Genomic DNA, 21465 nt, shown 5'->3' with positions numbered 1-21465 from the left:
TGAATTCTACGACACAATCATTTTATGAAATTGAAACATGGCCTAGTGGAATGATCCTCGCTATGACTCGAACTTCAAAATATATCCCTTAACCCGGTGGTTAATACGAACATTGGTTACATAATGGATTACGTACTGAGCTAGAATGGGCTTTGCCACACCCATGGCAATACCTTTCTCTATAATCAGGGTTACCAAATTCCGCCCAAGTTTGGTAAGCGTTCCAACTTAACGGCTTGCCTGGATTAAAGGATATCTTTTCTCTTGTACGGATGCAAAAACCCTTTTCCATTGATGGTTTTGGCTCTGGCTGTGGTGGTGTTGACATCTGAAAACCAATAGGCCTTTTGGAAGGTTGCTCCTTAGCTGTTGAAGGTTGCTGGTAAAACCAATCTGTCCTATCAAGTAAAATATCAGAATGGGTGTAGCTTTTACTCAGGCCCAATAGCCCAGATTTAAACTTCGGTTCTTTTTGGAAGATTTTATCAGCGTTACGATAGATGTCAAAAAAGAACGTTTGCGCCTCTGTAGCTAGGTCTTCTGTATCAAGAATCATTGAGGTGATACCGCCCAAAGCCCTGTCAGTGAGGTTCTTCAGCAAGTTTTTGGTCTGAAAGACCACTCCTACTTCAATATTGTTGTTGTGAGAATATGTATGCAAATTGAGGGAGGTTATTACCCCTGTCTTTTCGTTAGCATAATATTTGGCATGAAGCCGCTTTTCGTAAGCGATTTCTACACTAGGAAAAGACTTCAAAAAATCGAAATCTTCCCGGTGCAGGCTTTTTGATGGACCGTCTTCGTTTTTACCGAAAACAACGATGATTTTCACTTCGGGATCGTGCATCCTAAGTTTGAGGCAATCCCTTAAACGGTCGTGTAGTTTGAAATAAGGACAAAACAGTATAATCGTTTCTTTTGCCTCCCTAATAATTTCTTCAAGCAGGAGATTAAGCTCCGTGTCTTTTACAAAAGCAGCCATGGGTTTCGGTTTAAATAAAATGGGCAAAGCCTCAACGGCAGCCCATTGTAATTGATGAGCAATAATACATAATTATTGGATTTTATTCATTGATCAGCCTATGTCCTACTTACTTATTTGAATAATCTTTGTTTGAATTGTAATCTATATCTGGAGGAGCGATAGATTGATCTAGGCGTGAAGCTGGTCAGAAATAGGTCACTGGTAAATACATCGCCGGAAAGCATACCAAAAAGCGAAAAGCTGCCGACATTTCTCATTAAGTCAGGCAGTGCCTGCATTGAGAAAACCCCATTTTTTCTAGAAGCTTTCCTTCGAATTCAAGTTCCGGATTAAATCTGATCCGATAGTACTCGACTAACAGGCTTTTAACTGGTGTTTTAAAGGTCAACTCATATTTATAAAGGAAATCTCTTAGTTGCTCATCGGATAGACCAGAATTATTGTCTTTTATTGTTCCATATGTGAATGCTAAAAAGGTCCACTTTTGATATCTCACAATCAGGTTTCTAATTGCTTTGTTATCTTCAAAGTATTTATCGCATTCGTCCAAGATTTGATTGATCTTAGTAAGTAGCCCTTCAAGGCTGTAGTTTTCTTGCGTTACGTTTCCAGTATTATCAAGTTCAATACTTCTAGGATTAATACCACCTACGTATGGGAATTTTAGTTGTAATGCTTGTATGTATTCGGTTGCGGTTAGATTGTGACAATTATTCTGGGTAAACCAAATTCTAAAAGCTTCGACTCCCGCATCACCTCGCTCACGCACCGCAACCGGAATTTCAAAATTTTTGTAATTTGAATGTAATCTTTGGCAAGTGCGATCTCTATGATATGAAGGCTGTCGTTCCGGAAAAACGTACTTTTTAGAGTCCTTAACTTCAATTGGCTTATAATAATCTAAGCCAAAGCGTTCTGGATCCCTAAAAAGTTCACGGATACCTTTTAAGTTTGCTCGTTCTCTTTTACTAAAAAAATATATATCCCTTTCGAAGATTTCTTCAGCAATGCTATCCAACGTTAATGCATCCAGTTTACGGATCATTTTTTTGGAGTTAGAAATGGTAATATGGGCCATGGTTTAGTGTTGCGGCAAACGTTTAAGCATTGGCTATGTGACTGTATTGTGTGTTCTGTCTTCAAAAGGCTGGTGCTGATTAACGATACAAAAGCTCATCATCCCTTTTTCAGTTGCTTGGCTCTATTTGTCAATTGAAAAGAAGTTCCATATCGAAAGAGCTAAAACTTACTTTGATGCCACCATATGTGCCAATACCCTTTTAGTAGTAGCTACGAGGTAAGTGTATTTACAAGCCAATCTGGCTCAAAAGGGTTGGCAAAAATAGCAAGGTGGCCCTCGTACTTGTTTACAATATTTCTTCCAACAATTTTACTTTCTCTTTGATATGACGAACCAATTTCAATATGGATAGCAATAGCAGTATCTGGCCTTTCCATAAATTCAATTTTGCCCTGATTGTTTAGAATAAAATTATTTTGAAAAAGATTGGGATCCTTATTTTTGATCGCCTGCTTATAAAGTAGCCCAGGCGTATCAGTGGTTTCTAGAAAATGAACGACACTATCTAATTCACCAATGAATTGATTTAGAAAGAATCCGATTTCAACAGGCTTTTTAAGTTTGTCATAATACCTGATTTTATATGCCTTCTCCAATATAGCGAGAAAAACAGGATCAAATTTTTCGGTTACATCTTGGTCGTTTTTGGCGAGAATAGTTTTCAACTTCATAAGGTTGTCGAAATGGTAGTTGTATCTTTCTTTTTTCTTTGAAGTAAATACAATTAATGCTTTTAAATATTTTTCTACAGCAGTACTTGCCAGAGTTAAACCTTGCACGATAAATTCGTTATTTAGTAGAAATCGAGCAGCTATATAATCACGGTAACCTAAATCAACTAGCGAAGATCCAATTGACTGTCTTTCTGCCCAAGTATAAGATTTGACCATAGGTAATTGTTCCTAACGTTTAACAGCTTTAGGCAGTAGTGGCATTCATTGTTCTAATGCTACAGTGCAGCACTATAGCCGATTAAAAATATATAAATTAGCCTATGTTCAAAAGCCACTATCGCATAAAGCCGATGTTGTATGCCACCATTAAAAGGCACATTAAGTTTTTATATAGTTTCGGATCAGCATCCACTGCTTTAAAATCGCAAATGCATTGGTCTTATTACTTGGACTTGTTGACTGAAGTGTAGTAAACCTCCGATTTTCAAAAATTAGAGAATTCGGCTTAAGCTCCTCGAAATAGCTCGCTGCATCTTTCCCATTGAAAAATATTGCTTCTATATTTCTGTGCAATTCAAAAAAACTATTAAACTCGTTACGGATTTGATTTCTGATATGTTTGTCTAAGCTACTTCTATCACGGTCACAAAACTTGAGAACATCCCATAACGCAATTTTGTTTTTAATTAATAGGTCGGTCTTGACTTTATAATCGACGGACACAACATCATCGCACTTCCAATCTGGGTCACAAACTCGGAAAAGAATATCCCAGAACAAATTATTACGATGCCCATAGTATTGGTTGATTTTCAACGAATCTTGGCCCGGCATTGTGCCCAGAATTAGCACCTTCGCATTTTTATCAGCTATGTATCCAAAAGATTCAATCCTATTCATAAGTTTCCAATACAGTCTGGTTGTAATTGGTGGCATACAACGATCGTGCATTTGCGAAGGCAGGCGTCCATAATCTGACAACCCTAATTCCTTACAAATGCCGATTTCTTTATAAAGTTAAAAATTGCAGCTCAGCCCTGATTTTCCAAATGCCATGTTAGCGGTTCAGTTTTTATTCCCCTTTCTTAAATTCTTTAGTTTCGCCAGAGCCGTCACTGTAGCCTTGAGTGATTTTCAAAGTGTTGTCAGTTTCCTCAAAACTTATTCTTTCATCGTCCCTTCCGTCACGCCAACGACCGTCAATGTTAGCCCAAACAATTGTCCTTCCATCAATTTTAATTTTGTAACTAAATTTTTGTTTGTCGGATTTCCTTTTGTAAGAAACATAATACAATCCATTTTCATGTTGAACTTTGACTTCCTTTGGAGGTTGTCCCATTATGGATGAAATGGCAAATCTTGCAACGTCTTCCTTTGTAAAGTTTTTTAATTCTATTTCTGGTTTGTAAACTTCTGCATTTGTTGTTTGTTGGTCTGTAAGAATTTGCTCTTGGCGAAATTTTTCTGTTGTCGAAGCAGAGTCACCACAACTTGTCAAGAAAGTAATGATAAGTGAGTATAGAAAAGGTTTGATAAGTGTAATTTCTATCCGTTTATTCAATTTTTTTATCGTTGTGTCATTATTGAGATGTCGTAGGTTAAATTGACAGCTTACGTCAAAGCATTGGCGATGTGGCGGCATTCATTAAACGTCCAGCCCAGGACCGCTGCTGATTAAATGTACAAATGTTCATTGAATTGTTTTACAGCTCGATAGTGTTCAGTCATGCTGGAACAAAGGCTGAGTAGCGGGTTAATGCTGATTATTTGCACGTCGCCCCGCCATATTGCCAAGCATCCATGTAAAAGAGTAGCTTACTTGTCCTAAAATCAGGAGGTAAGATATGAAACATCTCTTTATTGGATTGGACGTCCACAAAAGCAGTTGGTCTGTTACCATCCAGGAAGGTAGCCTCGTGGTTAAGCGCTTTTCTATGAAGCCTTGCCCGCAATCCCTGGTCAACTATGTTTCCAAACATTACCCTGGCTACTCTGTAGCGTGCTGCTACGAGTGTTGCTGCGTAGGCTATCACATCTACCGGAACCTGAGTGCTGCCGGCTGGAACGTACTGGTAGTAAACCCAGGTGACATTCCCCGCATCAGCAAGCAAAGCAGCAGCAAAACCGACAAGATCGACAGCAGACACCTATGTGCACAGTTAGCTTCTGGGCACCTCAAAGGTATTTATGTGCCGGATGAAAAGCTGGAGCAATTTCGTAGCCTTTTCCGTAGAAGAAGTGATCTGGTCAAAAGCCTGCGCAGAATCAAGTGTCACATAAAGGCGATGCTGCTGTACTATGGCATCTCACTTCCCGAGCAGTATGACAACATCAACTGGAGCAAAGACATGCTAAGGTGGGTAGAAAAGCTCAAATGGCTTTATCCCACCGCTTTTGAAACTATGAATAGCAGGCTCCAGGAGTATGGCTTCTTGCATAAGGAGTACCTGCGCATCTGTAACGAATTGAGAAAGTACGCCCGCACCAGTTACCGAAAGGATTATTACTTGCTGAGAAGCGTACCCGGCGTGGGTCCATTTATAGCCATTGGCACCCTGGCCGAAGTGGGCGATCTGAGAAGATTCAGGAGTATTGATAAACTGAGCTCCTACGTGGGCCTTGTGCCTTCACTGCATAGCAGTGGCACTAAGACATTCACCAAAGGGATTACCAGGAGAAGTAAGCACCTGCTGCGCAGTTTTCTCATTGAAGGTGCCTGGATAGCTGCCAGGAAAGACCCGGAGTTGATGGAGTACTACCGGCAGCGAAGAGGTAGTGATCACAAAAAGCTAATCATCAAAATGGCATCTAAAACTTTGAGCAGGATGTATAGTGTGATCAAGCGGGGTGAGCCATTTGTATTGAAGGAGCCTGCGGCTGTAGAAGCATAGATTTAGCAAGTGCGTTCTTTGTTGCTTTTTTGTTCTCCAACCTTGCACCTGAAGATCTCTGAACTAATTAGTGGCGGCTGTAAAACATCGCACGCAGCTGGCACGCCAGGCCGCTTTTGCAAAGCATACAGCGCCACTTCTTTTCCCCTTCTCATGGATGCTTGCAGTGGGCGTAAGTTCTAGCTGCTTATAGGATGCTGAGAAGAAAAGTAATTAAAGAAAGAAAAGGCAGGCCACCACGTCAGCAGATGTGTTTTGCATCTGCAGGCATTCTATTGTGCTTTCACCAGAAAACAACATCTGCCGCCATGGTGTTTTAGCTATTGTAATATTCTCAAAGTCAGTATAACTTTACTTTTCACCCAGCTATCTCTTTACATAGGATGCACTGTTATGCACAGCTTAACTAATACTCCCAGATTCCTATAGGATTTTTTTCTGGTCATGAATGTCGCTACCACTAACTCGATCCCAAAATCTACCCCCCCCAAGTTGCTCCATATCATAAGTGTTAACTAGGTAGTCTTCAATTCCTCCATTCATTTCATCATTCTCCATTTTAAATGTCCACAACGAAAGTCTACCTCGATTGTCCTCAGCTAGGACGCTTTTAACAAAGGCATGTGGAACAGGAATATCAATTCCCATTTCGTCATTTGGATCTCCAATTGTGGTGACAAGTTTGTCAAAATAAAAAACAGGTGCTGTTAGCACATATGTTTCCAAAATTTCTTTCTTGTCATTTAATTTCCGGACTGCTGATTCTAAGTCTTTCCATAAGCGCCTATTTAAATTAGGAGCTTGGGGAGACATATTTGACAAAAGAAATGTTTCGCTGTTTTGAATTTCCAAAATATCGTTATTTGCGCTTCCTCCTAAATGACCACGGTCATAACCACTTCCTTTAAATACGTTTAGGCCAGCTCGGAATCGATACGGAATTCTAACTTCCGCCCGAAAATTATCAAGTCTTTCAACTTGTGTTCCTAAGTATTCATTTCGATTTATTATCTCTATAACCCATTTCGCCTGTCGAAAATACCAGGAGTAACCAATTGTAAAATATCGTCCAATTAAAATTTCATCACAAACGGGTGCGCCATAGCGAAGTTCGGGCTGGATAAAGAAAGCTGCATCCATAAGAGTTAATTATTTGGTTGCTCTAATATATTATTTTTAGATAATAAAATGTGGTTTTAAAAATTGTGCATAACGGGTAGTTCCGACTCCGTTAGCGGCCGCACCATCATCAACCTTTTTACATATAAATGCAAGCGCTTGCTCCTGTTTTGCGCCGGCCGCCGTTTTCATTGAGTACAGGGTAGTTGCACTGAAAATCTTGCACTGCGCCAACTGAAGATCAATCCGGATGATGGGCTGGAAACTGCTGTGCATGCACTGCAGTGTCATCAATGTTAATGCCGCAGGCATCCAGATGGAGCGGTGGCTTGCTCACCACTTTGTACTACTGGTGCCTTGCTATACAGCCCGGATTGTTGAATGATCTATGCTTTAAAAGATATCTTAAAATGGGTGCAGTGGCTTGCTTTCTTCTATTCGTGAGGTAAACTTGAAGGGGCCATTCGGGTTTTTGTGCTTGCCGCCATCAGGAAGCGAAAGCGTTCAAACCAAGGTAAGGCCACCTCTGTGCAAAGGACATGTTGCCCAATTGGTGGCCGCTAACGTCCGAAGCGTTTGTGAGGGCATGGCATTAGAATTACTTCAGCTTCAGTATTGCTTTGTCGTTGAAAAATGATTTATTGTCGAAAGGTAGCATTTCAACCATGCATTTACAAAGCGCATGTTAGCGGTATATTAGGTACCCACTGTTTTCCAAATTATGTCAGAAACCTCGAAACCATCAATTGAATCGCCTTTCCATTTTAGGTTGCTAACCTGGCGAGCAGTTTTGTATTTTCCAGCCCAAATATTCCTGATATGTTCTATTAGAACGGAAGAATCGTCGATCCAACTCAATTCTTTCAAATAAGGAAAAAGGATAACTTGGCGTAAGAAAGCAAGTTTTTCATTGTCAGTTATAATATAATGCTCACAATTGTATGTTATAGAATGTCTTGAAGAGTCGGTGAAAGCAAATATCTTGTTATGCTCACCTGTCCTTGAGTTTAAGACTTGAGTTATTTGGTGAATAGGATCGGTGACCGTATCCACTTCCCATAATCTTTTCGGATACAAAACACTATCAGGACTCCAACCGTCGTACCCACCTTCGTTAAGGTTTTCTATAACCCTTAAACTTAAATACTTACACTCATCAACTGTATTTAGGTTCTTATATTGATTTGAATGAATTTTACTTGCGATGTATTGAAGGAGCTCACAATCTACATCATGGTGAATATGTTTTTTAAAAGTGTCGTCATTGTTATAGAGAACCAATCCTAGTTTGGCAAAGAAAAGGAATCCCAAATCTTCAGTAACCCTAATATCTAAAAAGATATCAGTATCAGAATACTTCGATACGACTTTCAAATAAGACAATGCTACATCAGCGAGAGATGTTCCTGATTTCGCGAACAACTTAAGTGATGAGGTAAGATTTTCTTCGTCAAAAAATATCTCACCATGGAATTTTTTGTAAACTCTAGCTAAATTATGTTCCTCAAAAAACCTATATAGATTACGTAAATTCTCTTCTGTCAACTTAAAAAAGTTAAGAATATCAAATGCGGTCAGCTCATTTCCTGTTGGAAAACCGTCGGAAAGGTTTATCGAAATTCGGAAGCTCATATATGGCTATTAAATAAAAGTCTGAATATTGAACTTATTAGGATTGTTGTTCAATTACCACTAACGGTAACTGGCTTTATGCAGTAGCGGCATCCCGAGTTATGTCAGCCCTGCTAAAGTACAAAAGCTGAATAGAAATACAACTGACCAACCCTTGTTTGTAAAGCCGCTATTGCAAAAGTCCGATGTTGTGTGCCGTCGGTTCAGCTGATGGTGTCGAATTGGATTTCCGAATAGGTCTTTACTTCAATAATGAAATAAACCTTGGCAAAATCCGTGTGAATTTCATAAGCCATGAGATCAGCTAGATTCCACCTGGAAACTACTTCTTGAGCATTAAATTTTTGTGCATCATTTCTCCACAAACAAATGCAGAAGACTGATTTATCCATTAGGCTTCGTATAAGCTTAAAGAAAATTTCTAAATTAATGCGTTGAAAGCGTCCGTCATGTTTATACTGTAGCTCACCTTTATAGGTATTGAAAACTTCCCTTTTTAGGTCAAAAGAGATGATTGTGTTATCTGCTTGCCTCCTTGGCAATTCTCTATATTGAATAAAGTGGTTATCGGAAAAAACAAATCTATAGCTCGCAATATCACAGACTTTTAGCTCATTCTTAGCCTTTTTGATGTAAAACGCTGCTTGTTTCGTTGCTTTTATTCTGGTAATTTGATCTATCAGCTCTTTATTTCCCTCGGTTGCTTTTCCATCCGAAATAAGGGTCGCAAAAACATCATTCAGGTACTTATCAATCTTTTCGTTGTAGTTCGTATCTGCCCGCTCAACTAGTATGAGTCGTTCTTTAACTTTTTCCAGTTTGCTCTTTTTTGCTTCGAACGGAACAATAGAATCTAAACTCTGAGGCATGCTGTAACCGCCGCCTCCAAAACACTTTGGGCAGTAATCGTATCCTCCAATTTTACATTGGTCGCATTCGACATACTTGTAAGTTATTTCTTCCATTTAGGCAATGTTAGTTTTGGGAAGAGATAGATGGCACACAACGTTTAACGCATTGCCGTCAGGTGGGGCAAGAGCGCTTTGTCAGCTTGGCTAATGTACAAATGTTAGTTTGAAAAACTGAAGATCAGCCCATGTTCTTCAGCCCCGCTTGCAGGATGCACTTCCAATAGATTTTGAAGTCTACCTGTATGATTTCTCGTTCTTATTTGAGTTTTTGGATGTTCTAGAGCATGAACATAGACAGTAAAATGCCGTATAACGTTTCGGCTCTTTATACTACAGCATTTTCTAAATTTATATGACAAGTTGCTTCAGTATTAAATGGACTAGCAAGATCCACTGGGCTGGTTACAATACTACTTGTAGAATCAGATTCCGTGCAGCTATTTATTGTACCATTCTTAGCCTACAACATGCCTGGCAAGCACTTTTTGCAGATCATAGATGTTTACCTGCTTGTTGAATTTCTTGGTGATGCTGGGGTTTACCTCACTAGATATCCAAATCTTCAGTTCAGCATCCAAATCAAAATTTCCTGAAGTCTCGATACTAAACCGGGAAATACTCTTGTATAGTACTGACAGGTATTCAATCTTTCTACCCGTTAGCCCCTGCTTATCTACCAGAATGAGCCGCTTGTTAGTAAAGATGAACACGTCGCGAAAGATCTTGAAGCCAATTTCGATAGCTTCACTTTCAGTTAGCAGGTTGCCATAGTCCTTGTTGAGTTCTTCAGGGTTAGCAACACCAGCATTTCCGAAAAGAGACGAGAAAATACCCATCCACAGGCTTATTCATAAATTTCAATAAGTATTTCATACGACCACTTAGGCTGAGACTCAGCGCAGCTTTCATCGGATTTAATTTTTTGCTAACTATTAAGAAAACTCAAATGTGAATATCAACACTTTTCCTATCCCCTCAGTTGTATTTGAAATATGGGTTGAACAAAACGGAAATATTATACTTACGGGCTTTGACAAACATTCATTTATATAGTAGAAAGCAAGACCTAGAGCGTGAGGCTTAGTCGAGATAGGACACAGATACATATTTGTAAATGTCTTTAACGACATTTCTTTCTCAAAAAACCTGCTTATTACTTCAGCCGCAACGAAAGGGTCATTTGCAGGCGCATACAAATTAGATGCAGGATCATTAAAACTCTCACCTCCAACAGCAGCCTCGGCCTTATATGCTTTGATAATATTCTCCTGATACATGTCTGGTTGCAAAGAGGGGAATCCGAACAACTGAATTTTCCTTGCTTTGGCTTTATTGTTTGCAACATCTGTTATTCGGCTATCATCATAACCCGATGCAATCAGTAACACATCGTTACTAATGTCAGGATTGTGATTGCCTTCGTAGCCCTGGATTTGGCGTACGTAATGAAAGTCAGTTGTAAATACTGTTTGCTCCTTATTGATATATGTATTTGGCTCTGTATACAAAAAATCTATTTTTTTTACCCCTAATAAGTGAAGGCGTCTCAACAAAAAAAGCAAATGTGGTATAAGAAACCCTGTCGTGTCTATGCAAATACTTTTATAGGTAGTTACATCAAAACTATCTAAATATTTATTTATTGATTCAGACTCATCATCCCCAAGATTAGATTTGAACACCCTATCAGCAGAAACTCTAAATAGCGAATCATCAATGTTATATTCAGCAAAAATTATCCAGTGACGCTCAGTGGAAGGCACTAAGGAAAAAACAGACTTAACTCTTTCCGAATTAATAAAAGACGAGATAAACAAATCATAAGAATTAAGACTTGCAACGTCCCTGTAGTCCGTAAACTTATCTTTAAAAAAATAAGAATAATCTACCATAGTTCAAACAATGTAATTGTACTTTGGCCATAAAAAGGCGCGTTATATTTTTCCGTCTTTTCGGAAATCAATGTCTTGAATGGAGTATCGTCAGCAGTGTTGAAGATTACTTCAACTTCCTTTTTCTGAAGATGTAGAGTACCGCGACGAGCAGTTGGCAATTCCCATTCAGGGGCTACAACGCCATTGATTTGATATGTCAAAAGCTGTTCATGTGAATTTTTAGCTCTTCGATCACTACTAATAACGATAAGGAAGGAGTAGTTAACCAAAAACTCTAAAATTCTTTCTACATCAGCTGTGACATACTCTTTAGATATGGCGAAAGAACACAATGAGCATTCTGGCGGCAACTCTGAGAACCTGATCGCTTGAAGAAACCTTCCAATCCTATTAATTATAATTACTGCTTTTTTCCCAACTTCAGCTGGAATACGATTTTCTTCAAAAAACCAAGCAGTAGTATCAAGAACCCCTTTGTATTGTGATTCTAGCGATATTTTACCTTCCTTGAACGGTTGAATGTTATCATTAAAGTAAGACCATCTATAAATGTGCTTTAATATATTGAGCAAGTTTCTCGGTACGCCATTCGACATCTTTATAAACTTGCTGAAACTATAATATGGCATCCTTTCCCTGGAATCTCTTGCAATTTGGTCTACTAAATCATTTTTGAAATAGCTAAGGACTTTACTTGTTTCTGTTGTATCGACACCTGTAGTATACTTTTCAGCATCTGTCTTAATAATGATCGCAGATTTTTGAAGATCACCTTTCTTTGAGCTCCATGCTCTATAAAACAGAAACAGCTTTGCTTTTTCGACTAAAAGGTTTTCTCTGAATTCCAAATTCCTAACAACCTCACTAACCGTGGCAACGGGCACTGGCTTGAAATGCTTCAATTCCCTTTCCAATCTTTCTAAGTGACTTCGATTATACTTTTTCCCTTTTACTTCGTCCAGGAAGCTTTCAACACTAAAGGGCGCAAAATAAGAGTCAATTTGGCTTTTATCGTCAATATTTAAGCCGTCATCCTTAAGTCTCTTTAAACAGATTTCTCGTACAAAGTTTTCATATTGATCTTCATGCTCCCTAAAGAAGCTATCTAGCACTACTTTCTCGAATTCAGACCCTTCTTTATTCTCCTCCTCTCCGCCTAGAGTACCAAAGGTCTTGATTCCATATAACCTTGCACCAATCCTAAAAGTAACATTTGGGTCTTTCTCACGATAAAGCGTGTTGATTAGCTTCTGCTGATTTTCGGTAAAATTTTCAAACTCATCAAAAAGATATAAAAACATTAAATTTTTAAAATCAGACACTTCCTTAGCTAGAATTCTAGGTATGCCAAAAATAAACTTGCCAGGTGAAAGGTAAATTTCAAGCTGGCTTAATGAACCTGTTAGAGCGGCGTTATTACTGCTGAAGTCCACCTCATTCTGAAGCTTCTTTAAAAGAGTTTCAAGTTCAACAATTGTAGTCACTTGCTCCTCTGTAGGACTTTTCTCAAACAAACTCATGATCCGTTGAACTACATTACACTCCTCATTAGAACTTATGATCTCTTTTAGGATTTCCAATATTAACTGACCGACCCATAATTCAAAGTTGTAGGCAAATACAACATCCCATTTTTCAATACTTTGTCCTTTCCCTTTAAACCTGTCAGAGTTAAGTCCACTAGCCCTAAGATATATTCCAATATATTGATCCTTAGCTAATACATCCTTTATACTTTGTGCCCTATATTTTTGAAGCTGATACGAAAAGTATCTCATTAAATGAGTTTTCCCGCTACCCTTACTTCCTAATACTAACATGGGCATTGATGAAGTTGGCTTAAGCAAATCCTTAAAACCGTTTCCTTCTAAAATATCTACCCAATAATTTATTATATCACTGTCAGTATAGTCTACAGCTTTAGTAATATTGAAAGGATTTTTCATTAGAATCCATATTTTTTATTGTATCTGCGAAAAATTGGACGCCAAGGGATTGCGTCTTCATCGTACCAAATAACAGGCAGGGTATTATCAGGCGTATTATGGTGAAAACCAATGAGCAATTGACTATTGTTAAACCCTAATGCATGTGTTGGCGCTAGAGCCATTGCCTCTGCCGGGCTTCCACCTTCTGATTCGATAATTTGTTGTATCAACGGCACTCCATAGTCTCGACATATCTTTTCTGCTATTGCAATATTAAATGGAGCGACTACATTAGCAAAATACCTAGACTTTGGATTGAAGCAGGAAAATGACTCATCTAAATGAATAACCGCATCTACGTAATCGAACATTCCCGCCTTACGGACGTTATCAATCCCTTTTGAAGTTCCAAAAAGCATCAGATAACAGATGCTGATACTGGGATTTAGACTTTTTAGTTCCTGGATAGTATTGCTGAGGGAGGTATCCGAACTTACTTGGCTGCCACTGCCGCAAAAATCATCAATAAAGACATAATATAATATACTAGGATCTCTTAAAATTAAGGTCCCTCCTTTTCGATCAAATATTTCACTTGTGTTTTGAAATAACCTCTTGGAAAGATTGTTCTCTTGTCTAAAAAAGTAAAGAAGGTGAGCTCCGCTTTCTGAAGGATTACCAATACCAAAAAACCTCGTAGATAGCTGAATTCTTTTAAACTCTGGCTCAATAATTCCACTATCTAATGTATTACCGTTAGCTTTCCTAATTTGTTTTATTATGGGATATTTATACAGATCTCGGTATAATGAAATGAGCAACTGCCTCATTTGAGTACTACCGAAATACATAAATTGAGATAGGAGATACAACATATGTATCTCCTCATCGCTTTGAAAGTTGGAAAGCCACTCTTCGATGTTTTTCTTACGTATACGGTGCTCCCATAGAGTTTCATTTAAAACCTTGATTCTGTTGTAGAGACTCTCTTCTAATTGTTGCAGCGACATCTGAATCATTTTTCAAATACTAGTATCCACTCCCTTGATATTATGTCAGCAGTTTTGTTTCTTTTAGTCATTAAGCCATATGACTTAATATCATCGATAAGCTTTAGCCTACATTTCAGTCCTTGATCAAGTAAAAAAGAAGTCAGATATTGCTGTGTATTAAATTCGAAATCACAAGTTTTATTGTTTCCAATTACCAATACCAAAAATCCTTTTTCTTTTAGTACTCGAATAGATTCCTTCAAAGCCGTCATCATCTCAATTAAATATGTTGATGCAATCATGTATCTCGTACTATTAACTCGATTGATTTTCTTTAAAACGTGATCGGCCTCTTTTATACCTGTTTCACATGTTTTTTTATAATCAATAGATTTTAGTATTTCTCTGCCGATATTTCTTTGATTTAATAAGGTCAAATCTTTTGTATTCGCAAGTTGCAGCCAACCTAAATTTAAGCTTGATGACCTTATATACTTTTGCGCCCCTGCATAAGGAGGAGAGGTAATAATGAGATCAATCGAATTTTCTTTTAGTTTAGAACCATCAGAATCCATTAATTCTCTTGCGTCAGTAGAATTTAAGTTCACAGTATAAGTTGAGGCAAAGCTTGAAGATTTTTGGAATCGTTTTATATTTTCTTGGGCTAGTGCCCTAAATTTCTCAAACACATTCTGTGTATTGATTTTTTCCAGTCTCTCACTAACTACCTTATAAAAAAAATCATTTTTTTCAAACCTATTGGGATTAAGTTTGACCGGTACAGATACTCTTGGATCTGCATAGCTAGATTTCTTGACACAATTGGAGAAACAAATAAGGAAAAAATCTTTCACATGCTCATCCTGTACTTCATTGATTGATCTCAAAATCCTTCCTAAATTATTAATCGCTGATTCCGGAAACCAATACTTGATGTTCACCACATCCGGTACGACTGGAGATCTTAGCTTCCTTGCCCTTGCCAAAATTTTTTCAAGATGAGAAGTTAGGTCAACATCAACAAAATTTGACGTTTTTGTACGTGCTATCAATCTAGCAAGGGGATTAGAATCTGCTCCAACGGCATTTTTTTTTGCATGAAGCGCCTCTAACAAGACAGTCCCTGTACCGCAAAAAGGATCTAAAACGTAATCACCCTCTTTAGAAAGTATAGAATTATTTAAGAAAAAATAGGGAATATGTACCAGTAGCTTGGCGGGATAAGGATGAATTAAATGAGTATACCTATCAGGGTTATTTAAAAGAGGAAATAACTCCCTAAAGTTCACTTCTATAGCTTTGTTACATTTCTTAAACGTTTCGAAATATTCTATTAATAATCTATCGTTTCCCTTCATAGGGTTTTCAATCATACTCATTAATACAACTTTACACTGCAACTGGTGCCTTAATTGCTGGATGCGGATTATAGTTCTTCAAAACGAAATCATCAAACTTAAAGGAAAATATATCCTTCACATCTGGATTAATTTGCATTTCTGGATAAGGCCTTGCTTCCCTACTAAGTAATGTATGAACTTGTTCCAAGTGGTTACAATAAATATGAGTATCGCCAAAAGTGTGAATAAACTCTCCGAGTTTCAACCCACAAACCTGAGCAATCATCATCGTCAATAATGCGTAAGATGCTATGTTAAAAGGAACTCCTAGAAACATGTCAGCGCTTCTTTGATACATTTGACAAGAAAGTCTACCCTCTGCCACATAAAACTGAAATAGTATGTGGCATGGAGGTAATGCCATTTTGTCTATTTCTGAAACATTCCATGCACTCACGATAATCCTTCTCGAGTCGGGGTTTGATTTTAGTGTTCGGATCACCTCAGATATTTGGTCTATATTTTTACCACTTGGTGATGGCCAACTACGCCACTGGAACCCATAAATTGGCCCCAATTCGCCACTTTCATCTGCCCACTCGTCCCATATTCTGACGCCGTTATCTTTGAGGTAACTTATATTAGTTTCACCTCTTAAAAACCAAAGTAACTCATAAATAATGCTCTTTAGATGTAGTTTCTTTGTCGTTACTAACGGAAAACCTTCTTCTAAATTGAACCGTAATTGAGCACCAAAAATACTGATCGTACCAACCCCAGTTCTATCCTTCTTCTGCACACCATGCTCTAATACATGTCTTAATAATGTTTCATATTGTTTCATATTGTTTCATAAAGATTATTATTCCTTGGAGAAACGAACTTCTTGCTAATTTTATTAGCAAAATTACTTGCTTTCAATTACTTCTTACCAAAACGCTAATGTAATTCAATAATAGAATTTTTCTGAATTAAGGCAGTTATACTCAGTTTAGGAAACATATGCTTCTTCCCCATCCTTTCTGACTTCACCTTTCCAGCCAACACCCACCTCCTCAAAGTAAGTGGTGACACATTTAACAGCAAAGCAGCCTCTTTCAGCGTGAGGAACTCCTTTGCCTGAATAGCCCTAATCTCGTCCTCCGTTACAAAAGCCTTCGGCTTACGCTTAATTTCCTCTTTTATTTCAGCCTGCTGAATCTTACTGTTTCTTTGTTTGAGCTTATATAATCGTTTGGCGCAATCGTCAGAACAGGTTTTTGAAGTTGTTTTGCGGGCAATAAACTCCTGATTACAGTATTCACAGGTTTTCAGAATCTTCATGTTGCTGCTCATGGTAACTATGATGTTTGGTTACTAATTCAGTGGTTAGATCACCGTATCAATTCGTATCATACCGTATCAATGCGTATCGTTGCGTATCATTTTTTACGGTTAGTAACCATGAAGTCCCGCTGAAATAAAATAGTAACCAAAATAACAACAAAAAAAGAGCTACTAAAAGCAGGAAAAACCATACTAAAAGCAACTCTTTACTTTCTAAACTATTGAAACAGAGACTAAAAGCAGCTAAAACATTAATAAAAGCCACAAAAGAAATATGCGGTCATTTGCCGATACAAAAAGTGCCAAAAATTAAAGATTAGTGTTATCGAAAGTAAATTCACCATTTATTTCGTCTCACCAAAAAAAGCTGTTCAGAAACAGTCTTGGCATTTACAAACTTATTTAACCCTTTCCAATTAACATAATTATTTGCAACTAATGAGCATAACATAGCCGACTTAACAGAATCGATTCAGAGTCAAACCTAGTTATTGTTTTCTCATCATGGTATTGATAACCTCAAATTCATAATAAATAATCCCGCCAAGCTTGGTAAATGGTATTTGTCCGGAGTCCCTTAAATGTTGAAGGGTGCCTGGTGAAATCTGCAGCACCCTGCGCACTTCATGAGACTTCAGCCACTTTTTTGGTACTCCTTCAGACTTTTGGTTCAGCAGGTACCTGATCTCTTTCAGCAAGTCATTTCGAAATTGGTCCAGATCCGCGAGTGTTACTATTTGATATTGCGCATACCCACCCCTCTCTGCGGCAACCGGGGGCACTTTTGTTGTCTTTGATGCCATAACGCACTTTTTTCTGTTTCACCAAAACCTTGTTCTAACCCATTGCTAACTGAGCTTAAAATTAGCGGCTTATATAGCAGTTACGTATTAAAGTTTGATAAGAAATACAAGGACCAAAGCAAACGAATACCAGGAAAGCCCGTATGCCCCTCATTTCCTTACCTTCCAAACAGCCAGACAAGCCGATATCACCAACACTGTCGGTTTTCAGGAATAATAGAGCCCGGATGATGCGGAATGCAAAAAGGCAAACTCCTGCTAGTATGGGCACACAGAAGTAGCAAAACTTGGTTTGCCGGCACAAACATGCAGTCTACCCCTTTACCATACCCGCAATTAGCCAAATAGTAAATACCAGGCTGATGAGTGCAATTACCCATTTCATGATGGTGTTCACCAGCAGGGGAAAATGCTCCATGCGGAACGAATCCGGCATCAGCGAATGATGCTGGTGGGTAACGTTTATGGTTGGCCGCCTGAACATATCTTCTCGAAGGGCTTTAAAGTTTTTGGTGAGGGCATCTTTGATCAGGGAAATCCCGTTCTCTAATATTCCTGATGGAGCCAAATGCAACTTGGCTAACATCTCCTCAATTCCCTGTATCACTTTGTACTGTTCTCCCACTGCCTGGCGCAGCAAGGCCAGTTGTTCTTTTTGTTCTTTCAGCTCCTGTGCTATTTCCTGCAACACCCTTTCAGTAATCTCCAGTTCCATGACACTCACATTTATTTTGTTCCAAATGCATATGCCTCCTACAAACGAGGAGAGCGTTTTTGCTTTTTACGTTTTTTTTGGAGCAGGCTTGCATGACTCGCCTCGTGCCCCTGCACCGGATTAAGAAGCGGCTCCAGACCTTTTTGCATTCTGTCCTCTTGCTTCCCTTTCATTGGGTCTCCAGAGTGAGCCATCTGTGCCTGCATTCCTTTTCCCATCTCCTTGCTTGCACTCTTGCCAACCGATGCATCTTCCTGTTTATCCTCTTTGTTGTGTAGTTGTAGTGCCTGCTGCTGTTGCAACATCATCCGCTCGATCCCTTTCAGCGGATAGCCTACCTCGCTGCCTTTGACCCTTACCCCCGTGCTATCCAGAAAAGCAATGCCTCTGCCCAGAAATATCACGTAGCCGAGTGCCTTCATTTTTACCTCGAACTGCATAAGCGATGAACTACCTGTAAGAGCCTGACCAATATGCGCCTTTAGGCTCTCCTTGCGCCTGTCTACTCTTGGTATAACTTGCTGCTCCTTTGGCAAAAACCTTTTGGGCGAGTGCACCTTTTTCAGGCCATACTGGGCTTCCGCCTGGCGGCAGAATGCAGCCACCTTTTTATAGTTGTTGCTGTCAGAGGCAGCACGGCCGTCAAAGCCGATCCGGTTTGCCACCAGGTGCAGGTGCTGGTGTGCTGTATCCCGGTGCAAAATCGCCACATACTGGTTGTGCTGAAAACCCATGGCCGTTGCACACCCTCTTGCCAGCTCCACCCACTTATCCCGTGCAAGTTCCTCTCCCGGCGCCAGGCTCAGGATGACATGAAGCACAGGCTTTGATACTTTTTCATTGAGCAGCCGCACCTCGCTAAACTGTTGAACGAGTTCTTTATCCGTGCCAAAACATTTGTGATATAAAAGCACCTCCGCCCGATTCTTTAGTCCGGCCGCTTTCAACGGCTTGTCATGAAGGCAGTACATCAGGCAGCCACGAAACGATTTGCCCACCCTTACCTTACCGATCATTGCAAATACGTTTTGATGTCTTTTGCCAGCCTGCGGAACTGGCCCGAAAAGAATTGTAGTTCTGCCCGCTCCAAGGCATTTAGTTCGTCGGGGCCGCTCCGCTTTTTTGCAATCCCATCCAGGTTGGCTGCTACATGGTTCAGCGTTGCCGAATAGGCCAGCACTTCTTTCGGCAGCACCTTTTCCCGTATTTGACTTTTACCTGCCAGCGCCATTTTCCGGAGAAACTCGGAAACGCTTAGCATTGCAGCAGCTGCTTTTGTCTCAATCAGATTCCGCTCTGAAAGGGTACACATCACCGTTAGCTTCTGATCACACCGGACTTCCTTTTTAGGTCGGCCACCTTTACGCGATCCCTTTGCTCCTTTTGTTGTTTCCTGTTCCATCACTTTCCCGTTAACTCACTTTTATTGGCGGTTTATGATACTTTTTTCTTTTCACCCGCCCACCCGAATACACCGTATGAGCCTGGACGAGTGCAGTAGGTGAAGTTTTGGCCGGGCCAAAACATAGCTGGCTTCCTAAATTCAGAAATGCAGCCCCCTGCGTCGGCCTTGGCTTTTTCCTGTCTTAAGCTGATGGATCAAAAAGTCGTTCAGGTCCTTGTGCCCCTCGTAAAGAGCACTTTTGTCTTGATACTTTTGGGACCACTGGAGCGCTTGTTGCATAGCATTTAACCCCGCTGCATCGCGGTCCAGGTAAAGGTGAACGGACGGATAGCACTCCATCAGGCCGCGACTCTTTTCCATGAAAGAAAGGGAGTTTAAAACCAGGAAACTGGTTGGACCCTCGGACGGCGGAACACTCCTTTCCACCTCCTTCTTTTGAGCTAAACTGAGGTAAGAAAGAAAGGAAAAACAACCTTCAAAAACAGCAACCTCTTCTGATCCAGGACCAATTAGCGTTACGTCCTTTGGAGAACTACTACCTTTGAAGTACGCATTTCTGAGCTCATAACCACCGCTGTTATTGGGTAGTCCAAGTGCTGAATGGGGTCTTCCGTTAAGCTCAAATGATACTTCTTTCAAGTACTGTCTTGCGATATGGGGAGCAATCTTTCGCCGGTTTATATAATGCCATAAATAGGCGCTTTCGATGGGCTTTACTGCAGTAATCTCCAGCTTTTTTCTTTCTGTTTCCCCATCTTTTTGAACAGCAGAAAGGGACGGGTGAAAAGAAACATCCAGCCTTGTTTTCCCTTCCAGTTTTTGCAGGAATTCTTTTACGGAACAACCGTAAAACAGCACCCCAAAATCTACCAGGTTACCTCCTTTTCCGATTCCATGGTCATACCACAGGTTTTTACTTCTGTCCACCTTAAATGACGAGGTCTTTTCTTCCCGTAGTGGTGAGCAGTACCAATACTCCTGCCCCCGGACTTTTTCTGATTTAAACCCCAGCGTTTCCAGGTACGAAACCAAGTCCATATTCCGCGCATCCACACACCTTAATCCTTGTTTCATTGCCTGCACGTTAAAAGATAAAATATAGAAGTAAAGCGGTTACGCTCGTAGCGGACCATCGCAATATTGCTCCACTCCAATTGCCTATATATAAAACCAAATTCATCTTATGTTTCTCCTGCACATCTTTGTGATGGCAGTCCGCTGATATGACCTGTAGCAGCATGTGAAAGCCAGGACAAATGCTATAGCAACCAGCTACTTACAACCATGTACCGAGAATGTTTATTTAGCTGGCAGTTTTTCAATGCACCGTGCCTATAAAACATGAAAATATCTAATTAAAATGCCTGGTCATAAGGACCATATCAATCACGTTTACTTGGTCTCCATCATCAGAACTTCATTGAATGTAAATGGTAACAACAGGTTAATGAGCGAAAAAGAGGTTACTCCTGTTACATCATCTGCACTTCCGCTTCCCTTAAATGAATTTAATATCAAAAATGGCCGGAGCACATTAAAAATGGATAAGAAATACAGCAACATCCATTGATGACATTGAAGGCACAACAACACCCAAAAGTGCAGAACCAGGCAAGCTGTTGGATGCAAGATCACTAGTTTCCCCACTCATACCATTAGATCCATTGGATCCGGTAATTGGATGCAACCAGCAAAAAAATTAGTGCCGATACAACTATGGCAAGCGTCACTTTCTCTATTTCAAAAAGATGTTTTCAAGCCTTAAATA

General features: G+C 39.6%; 21 protein-coding genes. 1 reads left to right on the top strand and 20 read right to left on the bottom strand.

Annotation, left to right across the window (positions count from 1 at the left end; genetic code table 11):
* Positions 1–100: 100 nt before the first annotated feature.
* The 5 genes from EPD17_RS07600 to EPD17_RS07580 form a co-directional block, all read right to left on the bottom strand.
* Positions 101–982, bottom strand: coding sequence for a phospholipase D family protein (locus EPD17_RS07600; protein ID WP_132053121.1), 882 nt, complete (start codon positions 980–982; stop codon positions 101–103).
* A 259-nt stretch (positions 983–1241) separates the two neighbouring features.
* Complete coding sequence (locus EPD17_RS07595) at positions 1242–2063, bottom strand: hypothetical protein (protein ID WP_132053119.1); 822 nt, start codon at positions 2061–2063, stop codon at positions 1242–1244.
* Between the two features lie 212 nt (positions 2064–2275).
* On the bottom strand, positions 2276–2956 hold the full coding sequence (locus EPD17_RS07590; RefSeq protein WP_132053117.1) for a HEPN domain-containing protein: 681 nt from the start codon (positions 2954–2956) through the stop codon (positions 2276–2278).
* Between the two features lie 162 nt (positions 2957–3118).
* Complete coding sequence (locus EPD17_RS07585) at positions 3119–3640, bottom strand: DNA-deoxyinosine glycosylase (protein WP_204743358.1); 522 nt, start codon at positions 3638–3640, stop codon at positions 3119–3121.
* A 172-nt stretch (positions 3641–3812) separates the two neighbouring features.
* Positions 3813–4301 (bottom strand): hypothetical protein, encoded by a 489-nt coding sequence (locus EPD17_RS07580; protein WP_132053115.1) that lies wholly within the window; start codon positions 4299–4301, stop codon positions 3813–3815.
* Between the two features lie 283 nt (positions 4302–4584).
* Between EPD17_RS07580 and EPD17_RS07575 the strand changes: the two genes are divergently transcribed.
* Complete coding sequence (locus EPD17_RS07575) at positions 4585–5631, top strand: IS110 family RNA-guided transposase (RefSeq protein ID WP_132053113.1); 1047 nt, start codon at positions 4585–4587, stop codon at positions 5629–5631.
* 423 nt (positions 5632–6054) lie between these two features.
* Here EPD17_RS07575 and EPD17_RS07570 read toward each other — a convergent pair whose 3' ends face one another.
* The 15 genes from EPD17_RS07570 to EPD17_RS07500 form a co-directional block, all read right to left on the bottom strand.
* Positions 6055–6771, bottom strand: coding sequence for a DNA/RNA non-specific endonuclease (locus tag EPD17_RS07570; RefSeq protein WP_132053111.1), 717 nt, complete (start codon positions 6769–6771; stop codon positions 6055–6057).
* A 675-nt stretch (positions 6772–7446) separates the two neighbouring features.
* The gene (locus EPD17_RS07565; protein ID WP_132053109.1) at positions 7447–8382 is read right to left on the bottom strand and encodes a hypothetical protein; all 936 of its coding nucleotides are present in this window, start codon (positions 8380–8382) and stop codon (positions 7447–7449) included.
* Between the two features lie 203 nt (positions 8383–8585).
* Positions 8586–9347 (bottom strand): hypothetical protein, encoded by a 762-nt coding sequence (locus EPD17_RS07560; protein WP_132053107.1) that lies wholly within the window; start codon positions 9345–9347, stop codon positions 8586–8588.
* Between the two features lie 401 nt (positions 9348–9748).
* A complete protein-coding gene (locus tag EPD17_RS07555; RefSeq protein ID WP_132053105.1) occupies positions 9749–10129 on the bottom strand; it encodes a PH domain-containing protein in 381 nt (126 codons plus the stop codon).
* A gap of 96 nt (positions 10130–10225) precedes the next feature.
* Entirely contained in the window at positions 10226–11185 is a 960-nt protein-coding gene (locus EPD17_RS07550) for a hypothetical protein (RefSeq protein WP_132053103.1), read from the bottom strand.
* Positions 11179–13134, bottom strand: coding sequence for an ORC-CDC6 family AAA ATPase (locus tag EPD17_RS07545; RefSeq protein WP_132053101.1), 1956 nt, complete (start codon positions 13132–13134; stop codon positions 11179–11181). The genes EPD17_RS07550 and EPD17_RS07545 overlap by 7 nt, the downstream gene beginning before the upstream one ends.
* The gene (locus tag EPD17_RS07540) at positions 13134–14126 is read right to left on the bottom strand and encodes a phosphoribosyltransferase-like protein (RefSeq protein ID WP_132053099.1); all 993 of its coding nucleotides are present in this window, start codon (positions 14124–14126) and stop codon (positions 13134–13136) included. The genes EPD17_RS07545 and EPD17_RS07540 overlap by 1 nt, the downstream gene beginning before the upstream one ends.
* A gap of 5 nt (positions 14127–14131) precedes the next feature.
* Complete coding sequence (locus EPD17_RS07535; protein ID WP_132053097.1) at positions 14132–15487, bottom strand: DNA methyltransferase; 1356 nt, start codon at positions 15485–15487, stop codon at positions 14132–14134.
* Between the two features lie 10 nt (positions 15488–15497).
* Positions 15498–16292, bottom strand: coding sequence for a thymidylate synthase (locus EPD17_RS07530; RefSeq protein WP_132053095.1), 795 nt, complete (start codon positions 16290–16292; stop codon positions 15498–15500).
* 95 nt (positions 16293–16387) lie between these two features.
* A complete protein-coding gene (locus tag EPD17_RS07525; protein WP_132053093.1) occupies positions 16388–16783 on the bottom strand; it encodes a helix-turn-helix domain-containing protein in 396 nt (131 codons plus the stop codon).
* A gap of 479 nt (positions 16784–17262) precedes the next feature.
* Positions 17263–17577, bottom strand: a complete 315-nt coding sequence (locus tag EPD17_RS07520; protein ID WP_204743356.1) for a helix-turn-helix domain-containing protein — start codon at positions 17575–17577, stop codon at positions 17263–17265.
* Positions 17578–17890: 313 nt separating this feature from the next.
* Positions 17891–18292: a hypothetical protein gene (locus EPD17_RS07515; protein ID WP_132053091.1), complete on the bottom strand. Its 402-nt coding sequence runs from the start codon at positions 18290–18292 to the stop codon at positions 17891–17893.
* Positions 18293–18330: 38 nt separating this feature from the next.
* Positions 18331–19308, bottom strand: coding sequence for a relaxase/mobilization nuclease domain-containing protein (locus tag EPD17_RS07510; protein WP_132053089.1), 978 nt, complete (start codon positions 19306–19308; stop codon positions 18331–18333).
* Entirely contained in the window at positions 19305–19604 is a 300-nt protein-coding gene (locus EPD17_RS20210; protein WP_394346402.1) for a plasmid mobilization protein, read from the bottom strand. Before EPD17_RS20210 ends, EPD17_RS07510 begins: the two co-directional genes overlap by 4 nt.
* A gap of 231 nt (positions 19605–19835) precedes the next feature.
* Positions 19836–20771: a toprim domain-containing protein gene (locus EPD17_RS07500; protein ID WP_132053085.1), complete on the bottom strand. Its 936-nt coding sequence runs from the start codon at positions 20769–20771 to the stop codon at positions 19836–19838.
* Positions 20772–21465 lie beyond the last annotated feature (694 nt).

Source organism: Pseudocnuella soli (assembly GCF_004347775.1).
Lineage (GTDB): Bacteria > Bacteroidota > Bacteroidia > Chitinophagales > Chitinophagaceae > Flavisolibacter > Flavisolibacter aquaticus.
This window is presented reverse-complemented; position numbering and strand designations above follow the sequence as displayed.

What these genes read in the sequence shown, in the direction of transcription:
- EPD17_RS07600 (WP_132053121.1), bottom strand. Translation starts at nt 982, where the DNA reads ATGGCTGCTTTTGTAAAAGACACGGAGCTTAATCTCCTGCTTGAAGAA.
- EPD17_RS07595 (WP_132053119.1), bottom strand. Translation starts at nt 2,063, where the DNA reads ATGGCCCATATTACCATTTCTAACTCCAAAAAAATGATCCGTAAACTG.
- EPD17_RS07590 (WP_132053117.1), bottom strand. Translation starts at nt 2,956, where the DNA reads ATGGTCAAATCTTATACTTGGGCAGAAAGACAGTCAATTGGATCTTCG.
- EPD17_RS07585 (WP_204743358.1), bottom strand. Translation starts at nt 3,640, where the DNA reads ATGAATAGGATTGAATCTTTTGGATACATAGCTGATAAAAATGCGAAG.
- EPD17_RS07575 (WP_132053113.1), top strand. Translation starts at nt 4,585, where the DNA reads ATGAAACATCTCTTTATTGGATTGGACGTCCACAAAAGCAGTTGGTCT.
- EPD17_RS07570 (WP_132053111.1), bottom strand. Translation starts at nt 6,771, where the DNA reads ATGGATGCAGCTTTCTTTATCCAGCCCGAACTTCGCTATGGCGCACCC.
- EPD17_RS07565 (WP_132053109.1), bottom strand. Translation starts at nt 8,382, where the DNA reads ATGAGCTTCCGAATTTCGATAAACCTTTCCGACGGTTTTCCAACAGGA.
- EPD17_RS07560 (WP_132053107.1), bottom strand. Translation starts at nt 9,347, where the DNA reads ATGGAAGAAATAACTTACAAGTATGTCGAATGCGACCAATGTAAAATT.
- EPD17_RS07555 (WP_132053105.1), bottom strand. Translation starts at nt 10,129, where the DNA reads ATGGGTATTTTCTCGTCTCTTTTCGGAAATGCTGGTGTTGCTAACCCT.
- EPD17_RS07550 (WP_132053103.1), bottom strand. Translation starts at nt 11,185, where the DNA reads ATGGTAGATTATTCTTATTTTTTTAAAGATAAGTTTACGGACTACAGG.
- EPD17_RS07545 (WP_132053101.1), bottom strand. Translation starts at nt 13,134, where the DNA reads ATGAAAAATCCTTTCAATATTACTAAAGCTGTAGACTATACTGACAGT.
- EPD17_RS07540 (WP_132053099.1), bottom strand. Translation starts at nt 14,126, where the DNA reads ATGTCGCTGCAACAATTAGAAGAGAGTCTCTACAACAGAATCAAGGTT.
- EPD17_RS07535 (WP_132053097.1), bottom strand. Translation starts at nt 15,487, where the DNA reads ATGAGTATGATTGAAAACCCTATGAAGGGAAACGATAGATTATTAATA.
- EPD17_RS07530 (WP_132053095.1), bottom strand. Translation starts at nt 16,292, where the DNA reads ATGAAACAATATGAAACATTATTAAGACATGTATTAGAGCATGGTGTG.
- EPD17_RS07525 (WP_132053093.1), bottom strand. Translation starts at nt 16,783, where the DNA reads ATGAGCAGCAACATGAAGATTCTGAAAACCTGTGAATACTGTAATCAG.
- EPD17_RS07520 (WP_204743356.1), bottom strand. Translation starts at nt 17,577, where the DNA reads ATGGCATCAAAGACAACAAAAGTGCCCCCGGTTGCCGCAGAGAGGGGT.
- EPD17_RS07515 (WP_132053091.1), bottom strand. Translation starts at nt 18,292, where the DNA reads ATGGAACTGGAGATTACTGAAAGGGTGTTGCAGGAAATAGCACAGGAG.
- EPD17_RS07510 (WP_132053089.1), bottom strand. Translation starts at nt 19,308, where the DNA reads ATGATCGGTAAGGTAAGGGTGGGCAAATCGTTTCGTGGCTGCCTGATG.
- EPD17_RS20210 (WP_394346402.1), bottom strand. Translation starts at nt 19,604, where the DNA reads ATGTGTACCCTTTCAGAGCGGAATCTGATTGAGACAAAAGCAGCTGCT.
- EPD17_RS07500 (WP_132053085.1), bottom strand. Translation starts at nt 20,771, where the DNA reads ATGAAACAAGGATTAAGGTGTGTGGATGCGCGGAATATGGACTTGGTT.